Source organism: Agromyces italicus DSM 16388 (assembly GCF_000421545.1).
Lineage (GTDB): Bacteria > Actinomycetota > Actinomycetes > Actinomycetales > Microbacteriaceae > Agromyces > Agromyces italicus.
The window spans coordinates 296,736-312,501 of sequence record NZ_ATXF01000007.1; the positions used below are offsets into that span (position 1 = coordinate 296,736).

Annotated in this window: 16 protein-coding genes and 1 tRNA gene; 9 read left to right on the forward strand and 8 right to left on the reverse strand. The window is 70.8% G+C overall.

Features of this window, described 5'->3' with window-relative positions:
- The first annotated feature begins 43 nt into the window (after positions 1-43).
- Together H516_RS0111785 and H516_RS19830 are read left to right on the forward strand one after the other, a co-directional pair.
- A complete protein-coding gene (locus tag H516_RS0111785) occupies positions 44-424 on the forward strand; it encodes a cold-shock protein (RefSeq protein WP_022889916.1) in 381 nt (126 codons plus the stop codon).
- A complete protein-coding gene (locus H516_RS19830) occupies positions 417-1,103 on the forward strand; it encodes a DUF3027 domain-containing protein (RefSeq protein WP_022889917.1) in 687 nt (228 codons plus the stop codon). Before H516_RS0111785 ends, H516_RS19830 begins: the two co-directional genes overlap by 8 nt.
- A 7-nt stretch (positions 1,104-1,110) precedes the next feature.
- Here the strand turns inward: H516_RS19830 and H516_RS0111795 are convergent, their stop codons facing one another.
- The gene (locus tag H516_RS0111795) at positions 1,111-1,386 is read right to left on the reverse strand and encodes a DUF2530 domain-containing protein (RefSeq protein ID WP_022889918.1); all 276 of its coding nucleotides are present in this window, start codon (positions 1,384-1,386) and stop codon (positions 1,111-1,113) included.
- Positions 1,387-1,390: 4 nt separating this feature from the next.
- On the reverse strand, positions 1,391-2,506 hold the full coding sequence (gene serC / locus H516_RS0111800) for a phosphoserine transaminase (RefSeq protein ID WP_022889919.1): 1,116 nt from the start codon (positions 2,504-2,506) through the stop codon (positions 1,391-1,393).
- Between the two features lie 72 nt (positions 2,507-2,578).
- Here serC and H516_RS0111805 point away from each other — a divergent pair, with 72 nt between their 5' ends.
- The 4 genes from H516_RS0111805 to H516_RS21375 all read left to right on the forward strand — a co-directional run bounded on the left by H516_RS0111805 (position 2,579) and on the right by H516_RS21375 (position 6,089).
- Entirely contained in the window at positions 2,579-3,271 is a 693-nt protein-coding gene (locus tag H516_RS0111805; RefSeq protein WP_022889920.1) for an iron-dependent transcriptional repressor DtxR, read from the forward strand.
- A 231-nt stretch (positions 3,272-3,502) separates the two neighbouring features.
- Positions 3,503-4,366: a C40 family peptidase gene (locus tag H516_RS19835; protein ID WP_157432244.1), complete on the forward strand. Its 864-nt coding sequence runs from the start codon at positions 3,503-3,505 to the stop codon at positions 4,364-4,366.
- Positions 4,367-4,730: 364 nt separating this feature from the next.
- Positions 4,731-5,228: an HNH endonuclease gene (locus tag H516_RS0111815; protein ID WP_022889922.1), complete on the forward strand. Its 498-nt coding sequence runs from the start codon at positions 4,731-4,733 to the stop codon at positions 5,226-5,228.
- 144 nt (positions 5,229-5,372) lie between these two features.
- The gene (locus H516_RS21375; protein ID WP_051138807.1) at positions 5,373-6,089 is read left to right on the forward strand and encodes a CHAP domain-containing protein; all 717 of its coding nucleotides are present in this window, start codon (positions 5,373-5,375) and stop codon (positions 6,087-6,089) included.
- A 309-nt stretch (positions 6,090-6,398) separates the two neighbouring features.
- Here the strand turns inward: H516_RS21375 and H516_RS0111825 are convergent, their stop codons facing one another.
- A complete protein-coding gene (locus H516_RS0111825; RefSeq protein WP_022889924.1) occupies positions 6,399-7,475 on the reverse strand; it encodes a lactonase family protein in 1,077 nt (358 codons plus the stop codon).
- 56 nt (positions 7,476-7,531) lie between these two features.
- On the opposite strand from H516_RS0111825, the gene H516_RS0111830 reads away from it, so the two are divergent.
- Positions 7,532-7,606, forward strand: a tRNA-Arg gene (locus H516_RS0111830).
- Positions 7,607-7,975: 369 nt separating this feature from the next.
- Here the strand turns inward: H516_RS0111830 and H516_RS19845 are convergent.
- On the reverse strand, positions 7,976-11,359 hold the full coding sequence (locus H516_RS19845) for a DEAD/DEAH box helicase (protein ID WP_022889925.1): 3,384 nt from the start codon (positions 11,357-11,359) through the stop codon (positions 7,976-7,978).
- 57 nt (positions 11,360-11,416) lie between these two features.
- The gene (locus H516_RS0111840) at positions 11,417-11,680 is read right to left on the reverse strand and encodes a hypothetical protein (RefSeq protein WP_022889926.1); all 264 of its coding nucleotides are present in this window, start codon (positions 11,678-11,680) and stop codon (positions 11,417-11,419) included.
- Between the two features lie 194 nt (positions 11,681-11,874).
- Here H516_RS0111840 and H516_RS0111845 point away from each other — a divergent pair, with 194 nt between their 5' ends.
- Entirely contained in the window at positions 11,875-12,942 is a 1,068-nt protein-coding gene (locus tag H516_RS0111845; protein WP_022889927.1) for an ATP-dependent DNA ligase, read from the forward strand.
- 107 nt (positions 12,943-13,049) lie between these two features.
- On the opposite strand, the gene H516_RS0111850 is transcribed toward H516_RS0111845, so the two are convergent.
- The gene (locus H516_RS0111850) at positions 13,050-13,565 is read right to left on the reverse strand and encodes an Lrp/AsnC family transcriptional regulator (protein WP_022889928.1); all 516 of its coding nucleotides are present in this window, start codon (positions 13,563-13,565) and stop codon (positions 13,050-13,052) included.
- Positions 13,566-13,726: 161 nt separating this feature from the next.
- Between H516_RS0111850 and ald the strand changes: the two genes are divergently transcribed.
- Complete coding sequence (ald, locus tag H516_RS0111855) at positions 13,727-14,824, forward strand: alanine dehydrogenase (protein ID WP_022889929.1); 1,098 nt, start codon at positions 13,727-13,729, stop codon at positions 14,822-14,824.
- A 252-nt stretch (positions 14,825-15,076) separates the two neighbouring features.
- Here ald and H516_RS0111860 read toward each other — a convergent pair whose 3' ends face one another.
- Both H516_RS0111860 and H516_RS0111865 read right to left on the reverse strand, forming a co-directional pair.
- On the reverse strand, positions 15,077-15,412 hold the full coding sequence (locus H516_RS0111860) for a metal-sensitive transcriptional regulator (protein ID WP_022889930.1): 336 nt from the start codon (positions 15,410-15,412) through the stop codon (positions 15,077-15,079).
- Complete coding sequence (locus H516_RS0111865; protein ID WP_022889931.1) at positions 15,409-15,717, reverse strand: rhodanese-like domain-containing protein; 309 nt, start codon at positions 15,715-15,717, stop codon at positions 15,409-15,411. The genes H516_RS0111860 and H516_RS0111865 overlap by 4 nt, the downstream gene beginning before the upstream one ends.
- Positions 15,718-15,766: the final 49 nt, after the last annotated feature.

The window sequence follows — 15,766 nt, forward strand, 5'->3', positions numbered from 1 at the left end:
TTGCTTTCGGCGCGCCGTGAGACGTATAAGCGAGGTTTCCACGATGCCCACCGGCAAGGTCAAGTTCTACGACGAGGACAAGGGCTTCGGCTTCATCAGCGGCGATGACGGCCAGGAGGTCTTCCTCCATGCATCCGCCCTGCCCGCCGGCGCGACCGTGCGTGCGGGCAGCAGGCTCGAATTCGGCATCGCCGAGGGCAAGCGCGGTGCGCAGGCGCTCTCGGTGCGGGTGATCGACACGCCCGTGAGCCTCACCAAGATCAACCGCAAGCCGGCCGACGACATGGCGATCATCGTCGAGGACGTCGTGAAGGTGCTCGACGGCATCGGCGCCGACCTCCGACGGGGGCGCTACCCCGAGAAGTCCAAGGCGCGCACCGTCGCTGCGGTGCTGCGCAAGGTGGCTGACGATCTGGATGCCTGAGACCCCTGAAACCCAGCAGCCGGCCGACGAGGTATCCCCGACGGCCGCTGAGATCTCGCCGGATGACTCGGCCGACGCTCGCCGCGAGACGGCGCCGCCCGTGGCCGACGAGGTGCTGCTCGCCTCGGTCGATCTCGCGCGGCGGGCGCTGCTCGAGGTGACCGCACCGGAGACGGTGGGTTCCGTCATCGGGCACATCGTGGAGGGCGAGCACGTCGTGAGCCTGCTCTTCGCCGCCGATCTGGCCGGGTACCCCGGCTGGCGGTGGAGTGTGACGATCGCCCGCGTCGACGACGCGGCCGCCACTGTGCTCGAGACCGAACTGATGCCGGGTGACCAGGCGCTGCTCGCGCCCGAGTGGGTGCCGTGGTCCGAGCGGCTCGCCGAATACCGGGCGGCGCAGCAGGCGGCCGCCGAACTCGCGGCCGCGTCCGACGGCGACGAGGCCGAGGCGAGCGGGATCGACGACGAGCACGATGACGACGATGACCTCGCGGACGAGGACGAGGACGATGACCTCGATGATGAGGACGAAGACTCCGACGATGACGACGACGATGACGGGCTCGAGCGCGACGATGACTTCGACGGGATCGACATCGATGCGCTCGACCTCGACGCGACGCGGGACGCCGACGACGGCGCGCGCGACGACGAAGAGGCCGCGCCCGCGCCGTGATGCCTGATCAGGCGGAGACGCCCGATCCGTCGTCGCCCGGTCGACCAGCGCGACGACGGATCGCCTGAACGACGACGATCCCGGCGACCCCGAGCGCCACACCGACGAGCGCGGCCACCAGATACCACCCGAGGCCTGCGGCCTCGAGCGGTTCGCGGAACACGAGGCAGCCGGCGGCGACGACGAGCCATCCGATCGTGCCGGCGACGAGCGCCTTGCGCGCGTCGGCCCGAGCGGGCGCCGGATCGGGCCGGCGCTCCTCCTCGCTGAGCCAGAGGCGCACCGGGTCAGCCGATCCGCTCGAGGACGTGGTCGATCGAGGCGATGAGCTTGCGGACGTCGTCGGGTTCGATGGCGGTGAAGGTCGCGATGCGCAGCTGGTTGCGACCGAGCTTGCGGTACGGCTCGGTGTCGACGACGCCGTTCTCACGGAGCACCTTCGAGATCGCCGACGCATCGACCGACTCGTCGAAGTCGATCGTCACCACGACCTGCGAGCGGTCGGCGGGGTCGGCGACGAACGGGGTCGCGACGTTCGAGGCCTCGGCCCACTCGTACAGCAGGCCGGAGGACTCGCGGGTGCGTGCGTCCGCCCACGCGAGGCCGCCCGACGCGTTGATCCAGTCGATCTGGTTCTCCATGAGGAGGAGCGTCGCGAGCGCGGGCGTGTTCAGCGTCTGGTCGAGACGCGAATTGTCGACCGCGTTCTTCAGTGAGAGGAATTCGGGGATGTACCGGCCCGACGCGGCGACGCGGCCGATGCGCTCGATCGCGGCGGGCGACATGAGTGCGAACCACAGGCCGCCGTCGGCCGCGAAGTTCTTCTGCGGCGCGAAGTAGTAGACGTCGAACTCGCGAGCGTCGACGGCGGCGCCGCCCGCGGCGCTCGTCGCGTCGATGACGGTGAGCGCACCGGCGTCGCCCTCGACGCGCGCGACGGGGGCCTGCACGCCCGTCGACGTCTCGTTCTGCGGCCAGGCGTAGACGTCGAACCCGGGGCCGGCCTCGACGCGAGCGCTCGTGCCCGGTGCGGCGGTGCGCACCTCGGGGGCCTCGAGCCAGGGCGCGCCGGCGGCCTTCGCGAACTTCGCGCCGAACTCGCCGAACGAGGCGAGCTGCGCGCGGCGCTCGATGAGCGAGACGGCCGCCGAATCCCAGAACGCGGTCGAGCCGCCGTTGCCGAGCACCACCTCGTAGCCCTCGGGGAGCGAGAACAGTTCTGCCAGCCCTGAGCGAACTCGACCGACGAGGTTCTTCACGGGGGCCTGGCGGTGCGAGGTGCCGAGGAGTGCAGGGCCGACCTCGGCCAGGTGCGCGAGCTGCTCTGCGCGGACCTTCGACGGCCCGCATCCGAAGCGTCCGTCGGCGGGCAGCAGGTCAGCGGGGATCACGAGGCTCGGCATGCGACGAGTCTAGCGAGACGGTGGTGGCCGCTAGGCTTGATGACGGGCTGCGACGCAACGGGAGGATACCGCGTGACCGATCTGATCGATACGACCGAGATGTACCTGCGCACGATCCTCGACCTCGAAGAGGAGAACATCGTGCCGCTGCGCGCGCGCATCTCCGAGCGTCTCGGCCACTCGGGTCCGACGGTCTCGCAGACCGTCGCCCGCATGGAGCGCGACGGGCTCGTCGTCGTCTCCGGCGACCGCCACCTCGAACTCACCGCAGAAGGCCGCAGCAAGGCCGTGCACGTCATGCGCAAGCACCGTCTCGCCGAGCGCCTCCTCGCCGACGTGATCGGACTCGAATGGGAGTACGTGCACGACGAAGCCTGTCGATGGGAGCACGTCATGAGCGAGCAGGTCGAGCGTCGCCTCATCGAGATCCTCGGCGGTCCGAAGGAGTCGCCGTACGGCAACCCCATCCCGGGGCTCGAAGAGCTCGGGCTTGCGCCGGCCGACCCGTTCATGACGGGTGTGGTGAACCTCGTCGACGCGGTCAGCGACCGCGATGAGCCCGTGCGCGCCACCGTCCGCCGGCTCGGCGAACCCGTGCAGTTCGATCCGGAGCTCCTCGGTCAGCTGAAGCAGGCCGGGGTGATGCCCGGCGCGCTCGCGAGCTTCAGCCGTGCCGGCGGGTACGTGCTCGTCGAGGTCGACGGAGCAGACGGCGGCATCGAGCTGCCCACCGAAGTCGCCGGACACCTCTTCATCAGCATCTGAATCCGAGCGGCGCTGCGACCTCTTTCGGACGATTTCGGCCGCGCCGTGATCGAAATGTGACATTCGGGCTCGGCTCGCGTACTCTCGTACGAGTCCACCGGCACGAAGCCAGCCGGAGGGCCAGGGTCGAGACGCTCCCAGCGCTCACCGCTCGACCCGGTACCCGTGAGGCGCCGCGCGCGCATCAGGTGAGACGGCATCCAGGTGACGTGGAGCGACGGAGGTTACATCTTGGCTCGACTCTCCCGGCGCCGTCCCCCGAGGACCCGCGCTCGCGGGGCCGCCACGAAGGCGATCATCGCCTCGAAGGCCCCCAGTTCCCCCACGACCCCCCAGACGCAGGACCTCGCGAAGGCCGTCGCCGCACCGGCATTGCCGTCGACCAGGCGACTTCGTCGCGGGGGTCTCGCGAACATCCTCGTGATGACGGCGGCGGCGGGCATCGTCGGCACGCTCGCGATTCCGGCCTACGCCATCGCTCCAGGCAGCGTCGGCCCCCAGTTCGGCGAGACCGACGCGACCCGCCTGTCGAAGGCGCAGGCGCAGACCGTCGAGGTCACCGACGACGTCATCGCAGCGCCCGTCACCGCCGACGGCTACGCGACGGTCTCCGGCGAGGAGATCCGAGCGGCGGCCGAGGCCGCCGAGGCGGCGGAGGCGGCCCGCATCGCGGCCGAGAACGCGATGACGTCGTACGCGGCGTCGTACGACGGCCCCTCGGTCGGCGATTTCCTCGCGAACCCGCCCTACCCGAGCTTCGACCTCGCGAGCGTGTACGACGTCGCGACCCAGTACATCGGCACGCCGTACGTCTACGGCGGCGCGACGCCGGCGGGCTTCGACTGCTCGGGCTTCATCATGTACGTGTACGCGCAGTTCGGCGTCAGCATGCCCCACTCGTCGGCAGGCCAGGGTGCGATGGGCACGGTCATCTCCGAGGCCGACGCGCAGCCGGGTGACCTCGTGATCATGGACGGTCACGACGGCTTCTATGCCGGCGACGGAATGATCCTGCACGCTCCCTACGAGGGGGCATCGGTGCGCGTCCAGCCCATCTGGACGAGCGACTACTCGATCGTGCGCATCGGCATCTGACGGTGAACACCGCGTGGCCTGCACGCGAAGAACGGCGCGCCGGGAGTTCCCGGGGCGCCGTTCGTGCCTTAGCCTGAGACCCTGACGATCCGAGATACCGGGCAGGTGAAGCCGATGGTGAAGGCGCACAGCATCCATTCCGCGGGTGCGCGCGCGCAGTTCCACCAACGGCGCAGTAGTCAGCCGAGTACCATTCGCGCGAACGCGCCGACGGGCACTGTCTTCATGACGGTGCCCGTTTCGCGTTCTCGGGGTCGGTGCGGCGAAGCCTCCGCCCAGAGATCCTCGTCCCTCGGGGGCACCCTCGGACCGTCGAGTCCTGCACGCGGCTGGAAGCCATCCAGCCCCGATCGGAAGGCCCCCCATGCGCACACTCGTGCTCAACGCCGGATATGAACCACTCGCGGTCGTCTCGTTCAAACGCGCGCTCCTGCTCGTGATGAATCAGAAGGCGACCGTCATCCTCCGCGAGGAGGGCAATCCGGTGTGCGCGGCGAGCGGCAACTGGGACAGGCCGAGCGTCATCCTCCTGACGCGGTACGTTCGGGCGCCCCGATCGCACCACGTGCCGGTGAGTCGCAGAGGGGTGCTGCGTCGCGACGACCATCGCTGTGCGTACTGCGGGCGATCCGCCGCGACGATCGATCACGTGCTGCCGCGGTCGCGCGGTGGGCGCGACACGTGGGAGAACCTTGTCGCGTGCTGCCTCCGCTGCAACAACACGAAGAGCGATCGCACGCCCGCCGAGATGGGCTGGGAACTGCGCTTCACGCCGAAGATGCCGAACGGTCGCAGCTGGGCGGTCCGCGGTGTCGAGCGTCCGCTGCCGCAGTGGAGCGAGTACCTCGCGACCGCCGCGTGAGCCGCGCGCCCGCCGTGACAAACCTCGCGGCGGTGCCCTATGGTAGGTCGGGTGCGGACCGCCCCCCGAGATCCTGAGCATGGTCGTCGACGACGCCCTGAGTCGGCTGTTCCGACCCCGCGCGCACCGCGGCGCAACGGCCCGATGCGGGTGCTCGCCACGGTGCTCGTCGTCCCGGCGATCGTCGGCACCGTCGCCCTTCCGGCCTACGCCGTCATTCCGGGCGGCAGCGAGTTCGCGACATCCGGCGATTTCAGTCTGAGCATCGCGGAGGCCCAGGACGTCTCGGTCGGCGCCCTCGCGAGCGGCGCTCCCATCGTCTCCGACGGCTACGCGGTGACCACGAAGGCGTCGATCGAAGAGGCCCGTCTCGCAGCGGAGGAGGCCGAGCGCGCCGAGCGGGCTTCGGAGCTCGCCTCGCGCGGCGGCGGCAGCTACGCCCTGTACACGGTCCGCGCCGAGGGCGACGACTACCCCTGGTGGGATCAACTGCCCGACGACTACGGCGGCGGGCTCTCGCCCCTGCGGTATTACTACCGCGAGTGCGTCGACTTCGTCGCCTGGCGGCTCAACCGCGACGCCGGCGTGACGAGCGCCCCGTGGAAGTGGGACTGGTCGAACCTCGCATCGGGCAGCGCCTACGCCTGGGCGGACGAATGGGCGAGCCGCGGCTGGCCCACCTCGAGCACCCCGGTCGTCGGAGCGGTGGCCTGGTTCCCGTACAACCACGTCGCGTACGTGCAGTCGATCAACAGCGACGGCTCGGTGAACATCGAAGAGTACAACCAGAACTCCGACCACTCGTACCATCAGCGCACGATCCCCGCAGGCGAGGCGCTGTACCTGTACCCGCCGGTCTGATTGCCACGCGGTGAGTGCGGCGCCCGACCGACCCGGGCGCGCGGGAGTTCCGCGTCGTCGAGATGTATGAGTTCTCTCGCCTTCAGTGGTCGTAGGCGGTGGGGGATCGCTAGCTCGTCTCGGGGGTGCTTTCCCGCAACTTCGGCACGGAATCGCGGCACGATCTTGCGGATATGCACCCCCGAAACGGTGTGGTGGTGCGGGAGTGCGGGAGTGCGGGAGTGCGGGAGCGCGGGAGTGCGGGAGTGCTAGCACCCTTCGCCAACGATGAACGGCGTCCACGCCGCCCCGCCGAACGGACTCGTTCGTCTACGAGACCCGGGCGAGGCACGCCGGGGCGGGCGTTGCCACCGTGTCGACGAGCCCGAGCGGCACGCCCTCCCCATCGAGCGCGACGATCGCGATCGAGTCGGAGCCCTGGTCGGCGACCAGGGCGAAGCGCTCGTCACGGCTGAGTTCGAGGTCACGCGGGTGCCGCCCGCCGGTTGCGACGGTGGCGACGAGTTCGAGGGTGCGCGCTTCGACGTCGAGACGAAGGCCGCGCAGCGCATCGGCGTCGCGGTCGCCGATGAGCACGATGCCGCCGCGGGTGAGCCTGATCGCCGAGCAGCCGAGGCCGCGCGTCTCGGTGTCGGGCCCGATCGGGAACCAGGCGAGCTCGCGGCCCTCGACGAGATCGATGACGCTGGCCGTGCGATCGAGTTCGTTCGCCGTGACCGCGAGTCCGCCCGAGACGACGAGGTGGCGCGGGCCCGCGCCCGGGTGGATCACGATGTCGGCGTGCTCGTCGTGCTCGAGCGCCTCGGGCAGCATGCCGAGGCCGACGATGCGGATGCGGTCGGCGCCGAGATCGGGCACGAGTAGACGATCGCGCTCGTGGTCGAGCACCACCTGGTGCGGGTGCGATCCGGTCTGACGATCGAGGTTCGGACCGGTGCCCGAGAACTCGGCTTCGAGCACGGAGTCGGCCGAGGCGTCGGGGGCGAGCGGATGCACGGTGACCCGGTGCCCCGAGTAGTTGGCGGCGAAGGCGAGCTCGCCCGACTCGGTGAACGCGAGGTGGCACGGATCGCCGCTCGCGACCCCGACACGGCTGAACGGGGAGAGGCCGTCGCCCTCGAAGGTCCAGCTCGAGATCCGGCCCTCGGCCAGCTCGTGCACGATGCCGAGCACGCCCGCCGCGCCCGAGACCGCGAGGAACATGGGGTTCGGGCCCACGTCGATCGGATCGCCGAGCGCCCAGCGGCCGTCGGCGTCGAGATCGAGCGATCGGATGCCACGCGCCGGGGAGCCGAGCGCCCCGACCGTCGACGCACCGACCCAGAACCTCGTCGTGCCCGCCTCGGCCATGCCGTCTCCGTTCTCGCGGCCGGGCCGCGCGTCCACGCGCACTCCGTGCGCCGCCGCTCACGCTACCGGAGTGCCATAGACTCGTACGACCGGCCTCTGTAGCTCAATGGAAGAGCAACTCCGTCCTAAGGAGCAGGTTGGGGGTTCGAGTCCCTCCAGGGGCACCATTCGGTGCGCACCCCGGGCATCGCGCCGGCGACGTCCTCTGAATCGATTCGGGACGTTCGGCACGTGCCCACCCCCGAACGGGGGGTGTTGCGGTGGTACGCTCGAACCACTTCGCAGCGACGGCGGCGACGATGTTTCGGGTACATCGCCTCCTCTCTACCGTCACCGCGGAGAGCGACGGGGAGGGATCCGGGGGGGCAATGATCTCTTCCTCGCCTTGCGACGCGTGTGCCATCGGGCGTACGCCATCGCCGGGTTCGCGACCTACCCGCGTGGTCCGGTGATGGCCGGGCCGGCGATTCCCCGTCGCCGGCCCGGCGGCCCGTCCGATCCGGGGCGGCCGATGCGAGGCGATGGGCGGCGCAGATTCACCCGCCGATGAGGCCGCGCAGGTCGTCTGCGGTGAGCGTCTCGCTGAACAGCTCGTCGTCGTCCATGAGCGACGACACGAGCGCGGCCTTCTTCGCCTTGAGCGCCATCACCTTCTCCTCGATCGTGCCCTCGGCGACCATGCGGTAGACCATGACGGTCTTCGACTGGCCGATGCGGTGCGCGCGGTCGACGGCCTGCGCCTCGCTCGCGGGGTTCCACCACGGGTCGAGGAGGAACACGTAGTCGGCCTCGGTGAGGTTGAGCCCGAATCCGCCCGCCTTGAGGCTGATGAGGAACACCGGCGCGTCGCCCGTGCGGAAGCGGTCGATGACGTCGCTGCGGCGCCGGGTCGAGCCGTCGAGGTAGGCGTACGGCACACCCGCCGCATCGAGCCGCGCCGCCGCCAGCTCGAGGAACGAGGTGAACTGGCTGAACACGAGCGCCCGGTGCCCCTCGGCGATGACCTCGTCGAGCTGGTCGAAGAGGGCGTCGAGCTTCGCCGAGGGCACGTCGGCATACTGCTCGGAGTCGATGAGGGCGGCGTGCAGGCTCAGCATGCGCAGGAGCGTGAGCGATCGGAACACGGTGAATCGGTTGCGATCGAGATCGTCGATGAGGCCGAGCAGCTTCTGGCGCTCGCGTTGCAGGAAGGTGTCGTAGATGCGCCGGTGCGTCGGGTCGAGCGCGACCTGGAGCACCTGCTCCTGCTTCTCGGGCAGTTCTGGAGCGACGAGCTCCTTCGTGCGGCGCAGCACGAGCGGCCGGATGCGACGGCGGAGCGTCGCCAGCCGTTCGCCGTTGTGGTCGATCTCGATGGGCCGTCGGTAGCGTTCGGCGAAGGCCCGGCCGGAGGGGAAGAGACCTGGGGCGACGATCCGCAGCAGCGCCCACAGCTCCATGAGATTGTTCTCGACGGGGGTGCCGCTGACGGCGAGCCTGAACGGCGCGCGGATGTCGCGAGCGGCCTGATTCGCCTTCGAGTTGCCGTTCTTCACGAACTGGGCTTCGTCGAGCACGAGTCCCGACCAGTCGAGTTCGGCGAAGGCCGGGGCGTCGAGGCGAAGGATCGCGTAGCTCGTGACGACGAGGTCGGCGCCGGCGATCACGTCCGCGAGGCGTCGGCGACTCGCCGCCTGCGTGGCCGTCACCGTCGCGACTCGCAGCCCAGGGGTGAATCGGGCCGCTTCGCGCTCCCAGTTCGACACCACCGAGGTCGGTGCCACGACGAGGAAGGGCGACGCCGGGGCATCCGCTCGCCCCTGCGCATGCGCGACGAGCGCGAGGGTCTGCGCCGTCTTGCCGAGCCCCATGTCGTCGGCGAGGATGCCGCCGAGGCCGTGCCGGTGGAGGAAGGCGAGCCATCGGAACCCCTCGAGCTGGTACGGGCGCAGCTCGATCGCGAAGCCCTCGGGCTGGGGGATGGGGTCGATGCCCTCGGGGGCGTTGAGGCCCGCCACGGTCTCGCGCCACGAGACGGCGGCGGCCGACTCGTCGGCGAGATCCTCGAACTCGGCCCAGAGACTCGTCTGCGTGCGGTGGATCGGCAGTTCGCCGCCCTCCCACTCGTCGAGCGTGCCGGCCTCCTCGAGGAGCTCTCGGAGCGGCGCGAACACCGGCTGGTCGAGCGAGAGATAGCTGCCGTCGACGAGGAGGAGCTTCTTCCGCCCGTGCGAGAGCGCGCTGAACAACGGGCCGAACGGCACCTTCTTGCCCTCGACCGTGACGACCACGCCGAGGTCGAACCAATCGGTGCGCTCGCTCTCGACCGTGGTCACGGTGAGCTTCGGCGCCTCGGTGAGTTCACGGTACTCGGGCGCCTCACCCACGACGTCGACCCGCGCGTGCGCGAGCTCCTGCAGCCGTGGCAGCAGGCGGGTCGAGAACTCGGCGGCCTCGACGCCGCGCAGCACGACCTGCGGTCTGAGGCTCGCGGATGCCACGGGGCCGGCCTCGCGCCGATCGCGGGAGCCGGTCGTGGGGACCGTCCGGAGGAGCATCGCAGCCGTCGGCTCGCCGGCGGCGAGCTCGGCGGCGAGCTCGGCCGGGCGGCGCTCGCGAGCGGGGTCGTGGAACTCGGCATCGGGCGCGTCGAGTGGGAGGCGGCGGCCGCCGTCGGTCTCCCATTCCCATTCGAGACGCAGCAGGTGGCCCGGCTCATGGGTCGCGGTCGCGACGAGTGTCGCGGGTGGAAGCGGGGGCAGTTCGACCGCGGGATCGTCGCTCGCGATGCGCACCGTGCGTGCCAGACGGGGGTATTCATGGCGGGCGAACTCCTCGACTTCAGACGCCGGCACCACGATCGGCTCGATGCGGCGGACGACCGCGCGGGTGGCCGGAGTCGAGACGACCGCGAGCGGTGCGAGGGTGATGCGGCCGCGTGCGAAGTCGAAGGCGTATGCGCCGTGGTCGCCGATGAGGCGCGCGCGAGCGCTCGGGTGCGCCTCTCCGTCGATCGAGACGGTGGGCACGAGCTGCAGGCCCGCGGGCGCCGTCGCGGTGTCGGTGTCGAGCGCCCGGGCGGCCAGGCTGATCTCGGCAGCGTCGCCGATCACCACCTCGGTCTGCGTCGCCCGGCCGACGAGGGCGATGCCCAGCGAGGCCGCCTGCCCGAGGAGCGCCCACAGCGTCGAACTCTCGTATTCGTCGAGCGAGATCCAGGCCGAGCCGTACTCGGCGAAGGCTGAATGGCGCGCACCCTTCAGCACGGAGAATTCGCCGAACCACCGCGCCTGCCGAGGGTCGAAGCCGCCGGCCCCACCCTGGAATCCGACGTTCTGCCAGCTCAGGTTCGCCTTGATCCAGCCACCCCGCGCGCCGCGGGTCACCGGGCGCACCGCGAGCCGGTCGACGGAGGCCTCGGTCGTCGCCGGCTCGTCGCGCGCGGTCTGCCTGGGGCCCGCGCCGCCGCGTCGCGCGACGCGTTCGCGCAACTCGAACTGCAGGGCGAGCGGCTGCCGGGGCATCACCTCGCCGGTGCCCCGGCCGGCCGCCGCCGTCAGCGCCTCGAGCTCGGCGCGCCAGCCGCGACCGGCGGCATCCGCGACCAGGTCCGCCGGCGCAGCGGCCGCCTGCCTGTGGCGCTCCGTCGAGGCGAGCAGCACAGCGGCGACGTGCTTGCAATTGCGCCCGACCGGGCAACTGCATGTGCCTGAGAGGATCGTCGTCCGGCCGGGGATGGCGAGGTCGAGTCGGACGTCGACCCGGTACGACTCCGCTGAACTGCCGCGCACCACGGCGCGGAGCCGGAACCCGGCGGCCTCCCAGACGAGCTCCTCTACGGCTCCCGAACGCTCGACGGTGCGTCCGCGGCTGAGGCTCAGCGGGCCCACGAGGCGGGCGACGACGAGTTCCTCGACGGAGGGGAATGAGTCGAAGGGCATCCCTCTATCGTCGCATCCGCCGACGCCTTCGCGGCGCGCCGCGAGTGGTGCCGCCGCTCAGCTCCAGTCGACGGCGTGCACCCAGCCGGCGATGTACGCGCGCTCGTTCTCGTCGAGGTGGACGGGGGTTCGCGGCACCACTGCGTCGGCCTCGCAGAGTTCGAGGATGCGCGCCACCACGACCGTGCGGAGCGGGGCGTCGAGGTTCTCGAGGATCTCCTGGCGCAGCGGCCCCTCGAGCATCGGCCACCAGATGCCGATCGGCGGGAGCGTCGTGCTGAGGTTCCGCGCGCGCCGGGGACGATCGATGGTCGAACTCATGGGACCTCCGCCTCGGAGATCCTGCCGGTCTCGGGGTCTTCGGATCGTGCGTCGCCCATGGGATGCTCCTCGCGCCGTGGGCCGGTCGGCTCCGGCGGCTTCGACGCTACGCCGGCGCCGAGCTCGGCGCGAGGGATTGACCGGATCGCCCGGCGGTGCTACCGCAGCCGGGGGCGGAGGTGCAGGATGGTCGAATGGACCTCCCGGTGATGCCGCCAGTGCCGCCCATGCTCGCCAAGTCGGTCAAGGAGATCCCCGACACCGGCCACGTCGAGCCGAAGTGGGACGGCTTCCGCACGATCGTCTTCAAGGACGGCGACGAGATCGAGCTCGGCAGCCGCAACGAGCGGCCGATGACCCGGTACTTCCCCGAGCTCATCGCCTCGCTCCGCGAGAACCTGCCGCCGCGGTGCGTCGTCGACGGCGAGATCATCATCGCGACCGACGGGCGACTCGACTTCGAGGCCCTGCAGCAGCGGATCCACCCCGCCGAGAGTCGCGTGCGGATGCTCGCGGAACGTACCCCGGCCGCATTCGTCGGTTTCGACCTCCTGGCTTCGGGCTCGCACGACCTCATGTCCCGACCGTTCTCCGAGCGGCGCGCGCGTCTCGTCGAGGCGCTCGCCGAGGCATCCGACCCGATCTTCACGACCCCCGCGACCGACGACCCCGCCGTCGCGCGCGACTGGTTCACCCGCTTCGAGGGGGCCGGCCTCGACGGCGTCGTTGCGAAGCCGCTCGACGGGGCGTACCTGCCCGACAAGCGTGCGATGTTCAAGATCAAGCACGAACGCACCGCCGACTGCGTCGTCGCGGGGTACCGGTGGCACAAGTCGGGCGAGGTCGTGGGCTCGCTGCTGCTCGGGCTCTACGGCGACGGCGGCCGCTTGCAGCACGTGGGCGTCGTGGCCGCGTTCCCGATGGCCAGGCGGGCGAGCCTCGTCGCCGAACTCGAACCGCTCATCGCCGTCGATCTCGCCGCGCACCCGTGGGGCGGGTGGGCCGAGGAATCGGCGCAGCAGGGCAGTCGCATGCCGGGCGCGGTGAGCAGGTGGAATGCCGGCAAGAACCTCTCGTTCGTGCCGCTCCGCCCCGAACTCGTCGTCGAGGTCGCATACGACCACATGGAGGGCGACCGGTTCCGCCACACGGCGCAGTTCCGCCGGTGGCGGCCCGATCGCGCGCCCGAGAGCTGCACCTACGAACAGCTCGAGACGCCCGACGGGCTCGATCTCGGTGAGATCCTGCCGCTGCGCGGCTGAGCCCCGCGCACGTCGCCACAGATTCGGCGATCGCCGCGGATTCGGTCGAGAGACCCCCATCCATCCGAATCTGTGGTGATCTCCGAAGATGTGGCGCGGATCTCGGCTCAGAGCACGGTGCGGAGCCCTGCGGACATCGCCGTGTGGTGCTCGAACACCAGATTCGTCTCGGTGAGGGCGACCGCCGGATTCGCCGAGAGGTTCTTCAGCACGAACTGTCGCACGTGATCGCTGTCGCGCACGCGCACGTGGATGAGGAAGTCCTCGGAGCCGCCGAGGAAGAAGAGCTGCGCGACCTCGGGCTGGGTGCGCAACTCGTCGGAGATCTGCTCCATCAGGTGACGGGCGCCCGGCCGGATGCGCACGCTGACGAGCGCCTGCAGGTGGTAGCCGAGCGCGGCAGGCGAGATCTCGGCCGTGTAGCGCACGATGACGCCGCGATCGCGGAGCGACCGGACCCGGGCGAGGCAGGTCGAGGGCGAGACGCCGACCGCGCGTGCGAGATCGACGTTGGGGATGCGCGCGTTCTCGTGCAGGATCGCGATGATCTGCCGGTCGACGGCATCGAGCGCCACGGGAGCGGGCTCGACGCCCGGAGCGCTGATCTGCGGTGCATCCGCCATCGGAACCTTCGCTTTCGCATGAATGAATCGGATGCGACGAGTCTACCGAATCATCCACGGATGATCTTTGACAGAGGCGAACAAGCAGCGATGATATTCGCATCCATCCACATTCCATTCGGCCCGACTGTGCTGTCGGCCGAGAGCTGTTCGGAGCAATCATGCGTATCGGCGTGCCCGCTGAGATCAAGAACAACGAATTCCGTGTCGCGATGAACCCCGCCGGAGTGCACGCGCTGACGCAGCGCGGCCACTCGGTCGTCATCGAGGCGGGCGCCGGCCTCGGCGCCGGCTACGCCGACGCCGAGTACGTCGACGCGGGCGCCCGCATCGTCGCCACCGCCGCCGAGGCGTGGGCGGCCGAACTCGTGCTGAAGGTCAAGGAGCCCATCGCGAGCGAGTACGGCTTCCTCCGCGACGACCTCACCCTCTTCACGTACCTGCACCTCGCCGCCGACCTGCCGCTCACGCAGGCCATCCTCGACTCGGGCGTCACCGCGATCGCCTACGAGACCGTGCAGCTCGCCGACCGCTCGCTGCCGCTGCTCACGCCGATGAGCGAGGTCGCCGGCCGGCTCGCCCCGCAGGTGGGCGCAGCCGAACTGCATGCCTCCAAGGGCGGCCGCGGCGTGCTGCTCGCCGGTGTTCCCGGCACCGCCCCCGCCAGCGTCGTCGTCATCGGCGGCGGCGTCGCCGGCGAGCAGGCCGCGGCGACCGCGCTCGGCCTCGGCGCCGACGTCACCGTCTTCGACATCTCGCTGCCGAAGCTCCGCGAGATCGACGGCCGGTACGACCACCGGATCCACACGATGGCCTCCTCCTCGTACGAGATCGCCCGCGCGCTGAAGACCGCCGACCTCGTCATCGGCGCCGTCCTGATCCCCGGTGCCGCCGCCCCGAAGGTCGTGACCGACGAGATGGTCGCCGCGATGAAGCCGGGCGCCGTCCTCGTCGACATCGCGATCGACCAGGGCGGATGCTTCGAGGGCTCGCGCCCGACGACGCACGCAGACCCGACCTTCAAGGTGCACGACGCGATCTACTACTGCGTCGCGAACATGCCCGGCGCGGTGCCCGCGACGTCGGCGCCGGCGCTCATCAACGCCACGCTCCCGTACGCGCTGAAGATCGCCGACCTCGGCTGGGAGGCCGCACTCGCCGCCGACCCGGCGCTCGCCAAGGGCCTCAACGCGACGGCCGGCAAGCTCAGCTACGAGCCCGTCGCCGCGGCGCACGGCCTGGAGTACACGGCTCGCTGAGCCGGCGCGGGGCGCAGATCGCTCCGCTGAGCTTCACTCCTCGCAGCCGATCGACCGCCACTGCACAGGCGGTCGCGAGGGGTGAGGAACCGTCGCGCGGGGCGTGCTCCCGCTGCTCCGCGCGACCGGATGCCCCGCCCTCATGGGCGGGGCATCGTCAATCTGCGCCGGGGCCGGGCCGGGAATGCACCGGGACCGCGCCGGGGCCGGGGCGGGAATGCACCTTGACTGCGCCGGGGACCGGGGCGCCGGTCAGGCGAGGCTGAGGAACAGTCGCTCGAGCTCTTCGACGTCGGGCTTCGCCGCGACGCCGTGCTCGCCGCGTGCGCCGGGCCTGCCGCCTGCCGACTCCTGTTGGTCGGCGAGGCATTCGCGCATCGCGGAGGAGATGATCGCGAAGCCGGCCCGGTCGAGGGCGCTCGAGACGGTCGCGAGACGGGTGACCACCGTGCGGCAGTCCGCGCCCGATTCGACGGCCTCGATGACAGCGCCGAGCTGGCCACGGGCCCGCTTCAGCCGGTTGGCGATGCGGCGCTGCTCGGCGAGGCGCTCGGCGTCGGAGGCGGTCGTCTCGCCGGGGCCGCTCATTCCGTCGCGCCAGTCTCGACCGGGAGCCCGGCGCGGTACCACTGAAGGATGCCGCCGTCGATGTTCACCGCGTCGAAGCCCTGCTGCTCGAGGTAGACCACGGCCTCGGCGCTGCGTCCGCCGACGTGGCACATGACGAACACGGTGCGATCGCGCGGCACCTCCTCGAGCCGGGCGGCGAGCTCGCCGAGCGGGATGTGGTGGGCGCCGTCGACGCGGGCCTGGGCGAGCTCCTCGGGCTCGCGCACGTCGATGATGTACGCGTCGGCGGTGGCGTGCACCTCGGCGGGGGAGAGGGACTGCATTCCGGTGCTCCTTCGTTCAGCGGGCGGGTCGTGATTCGTGGGTTCAGTG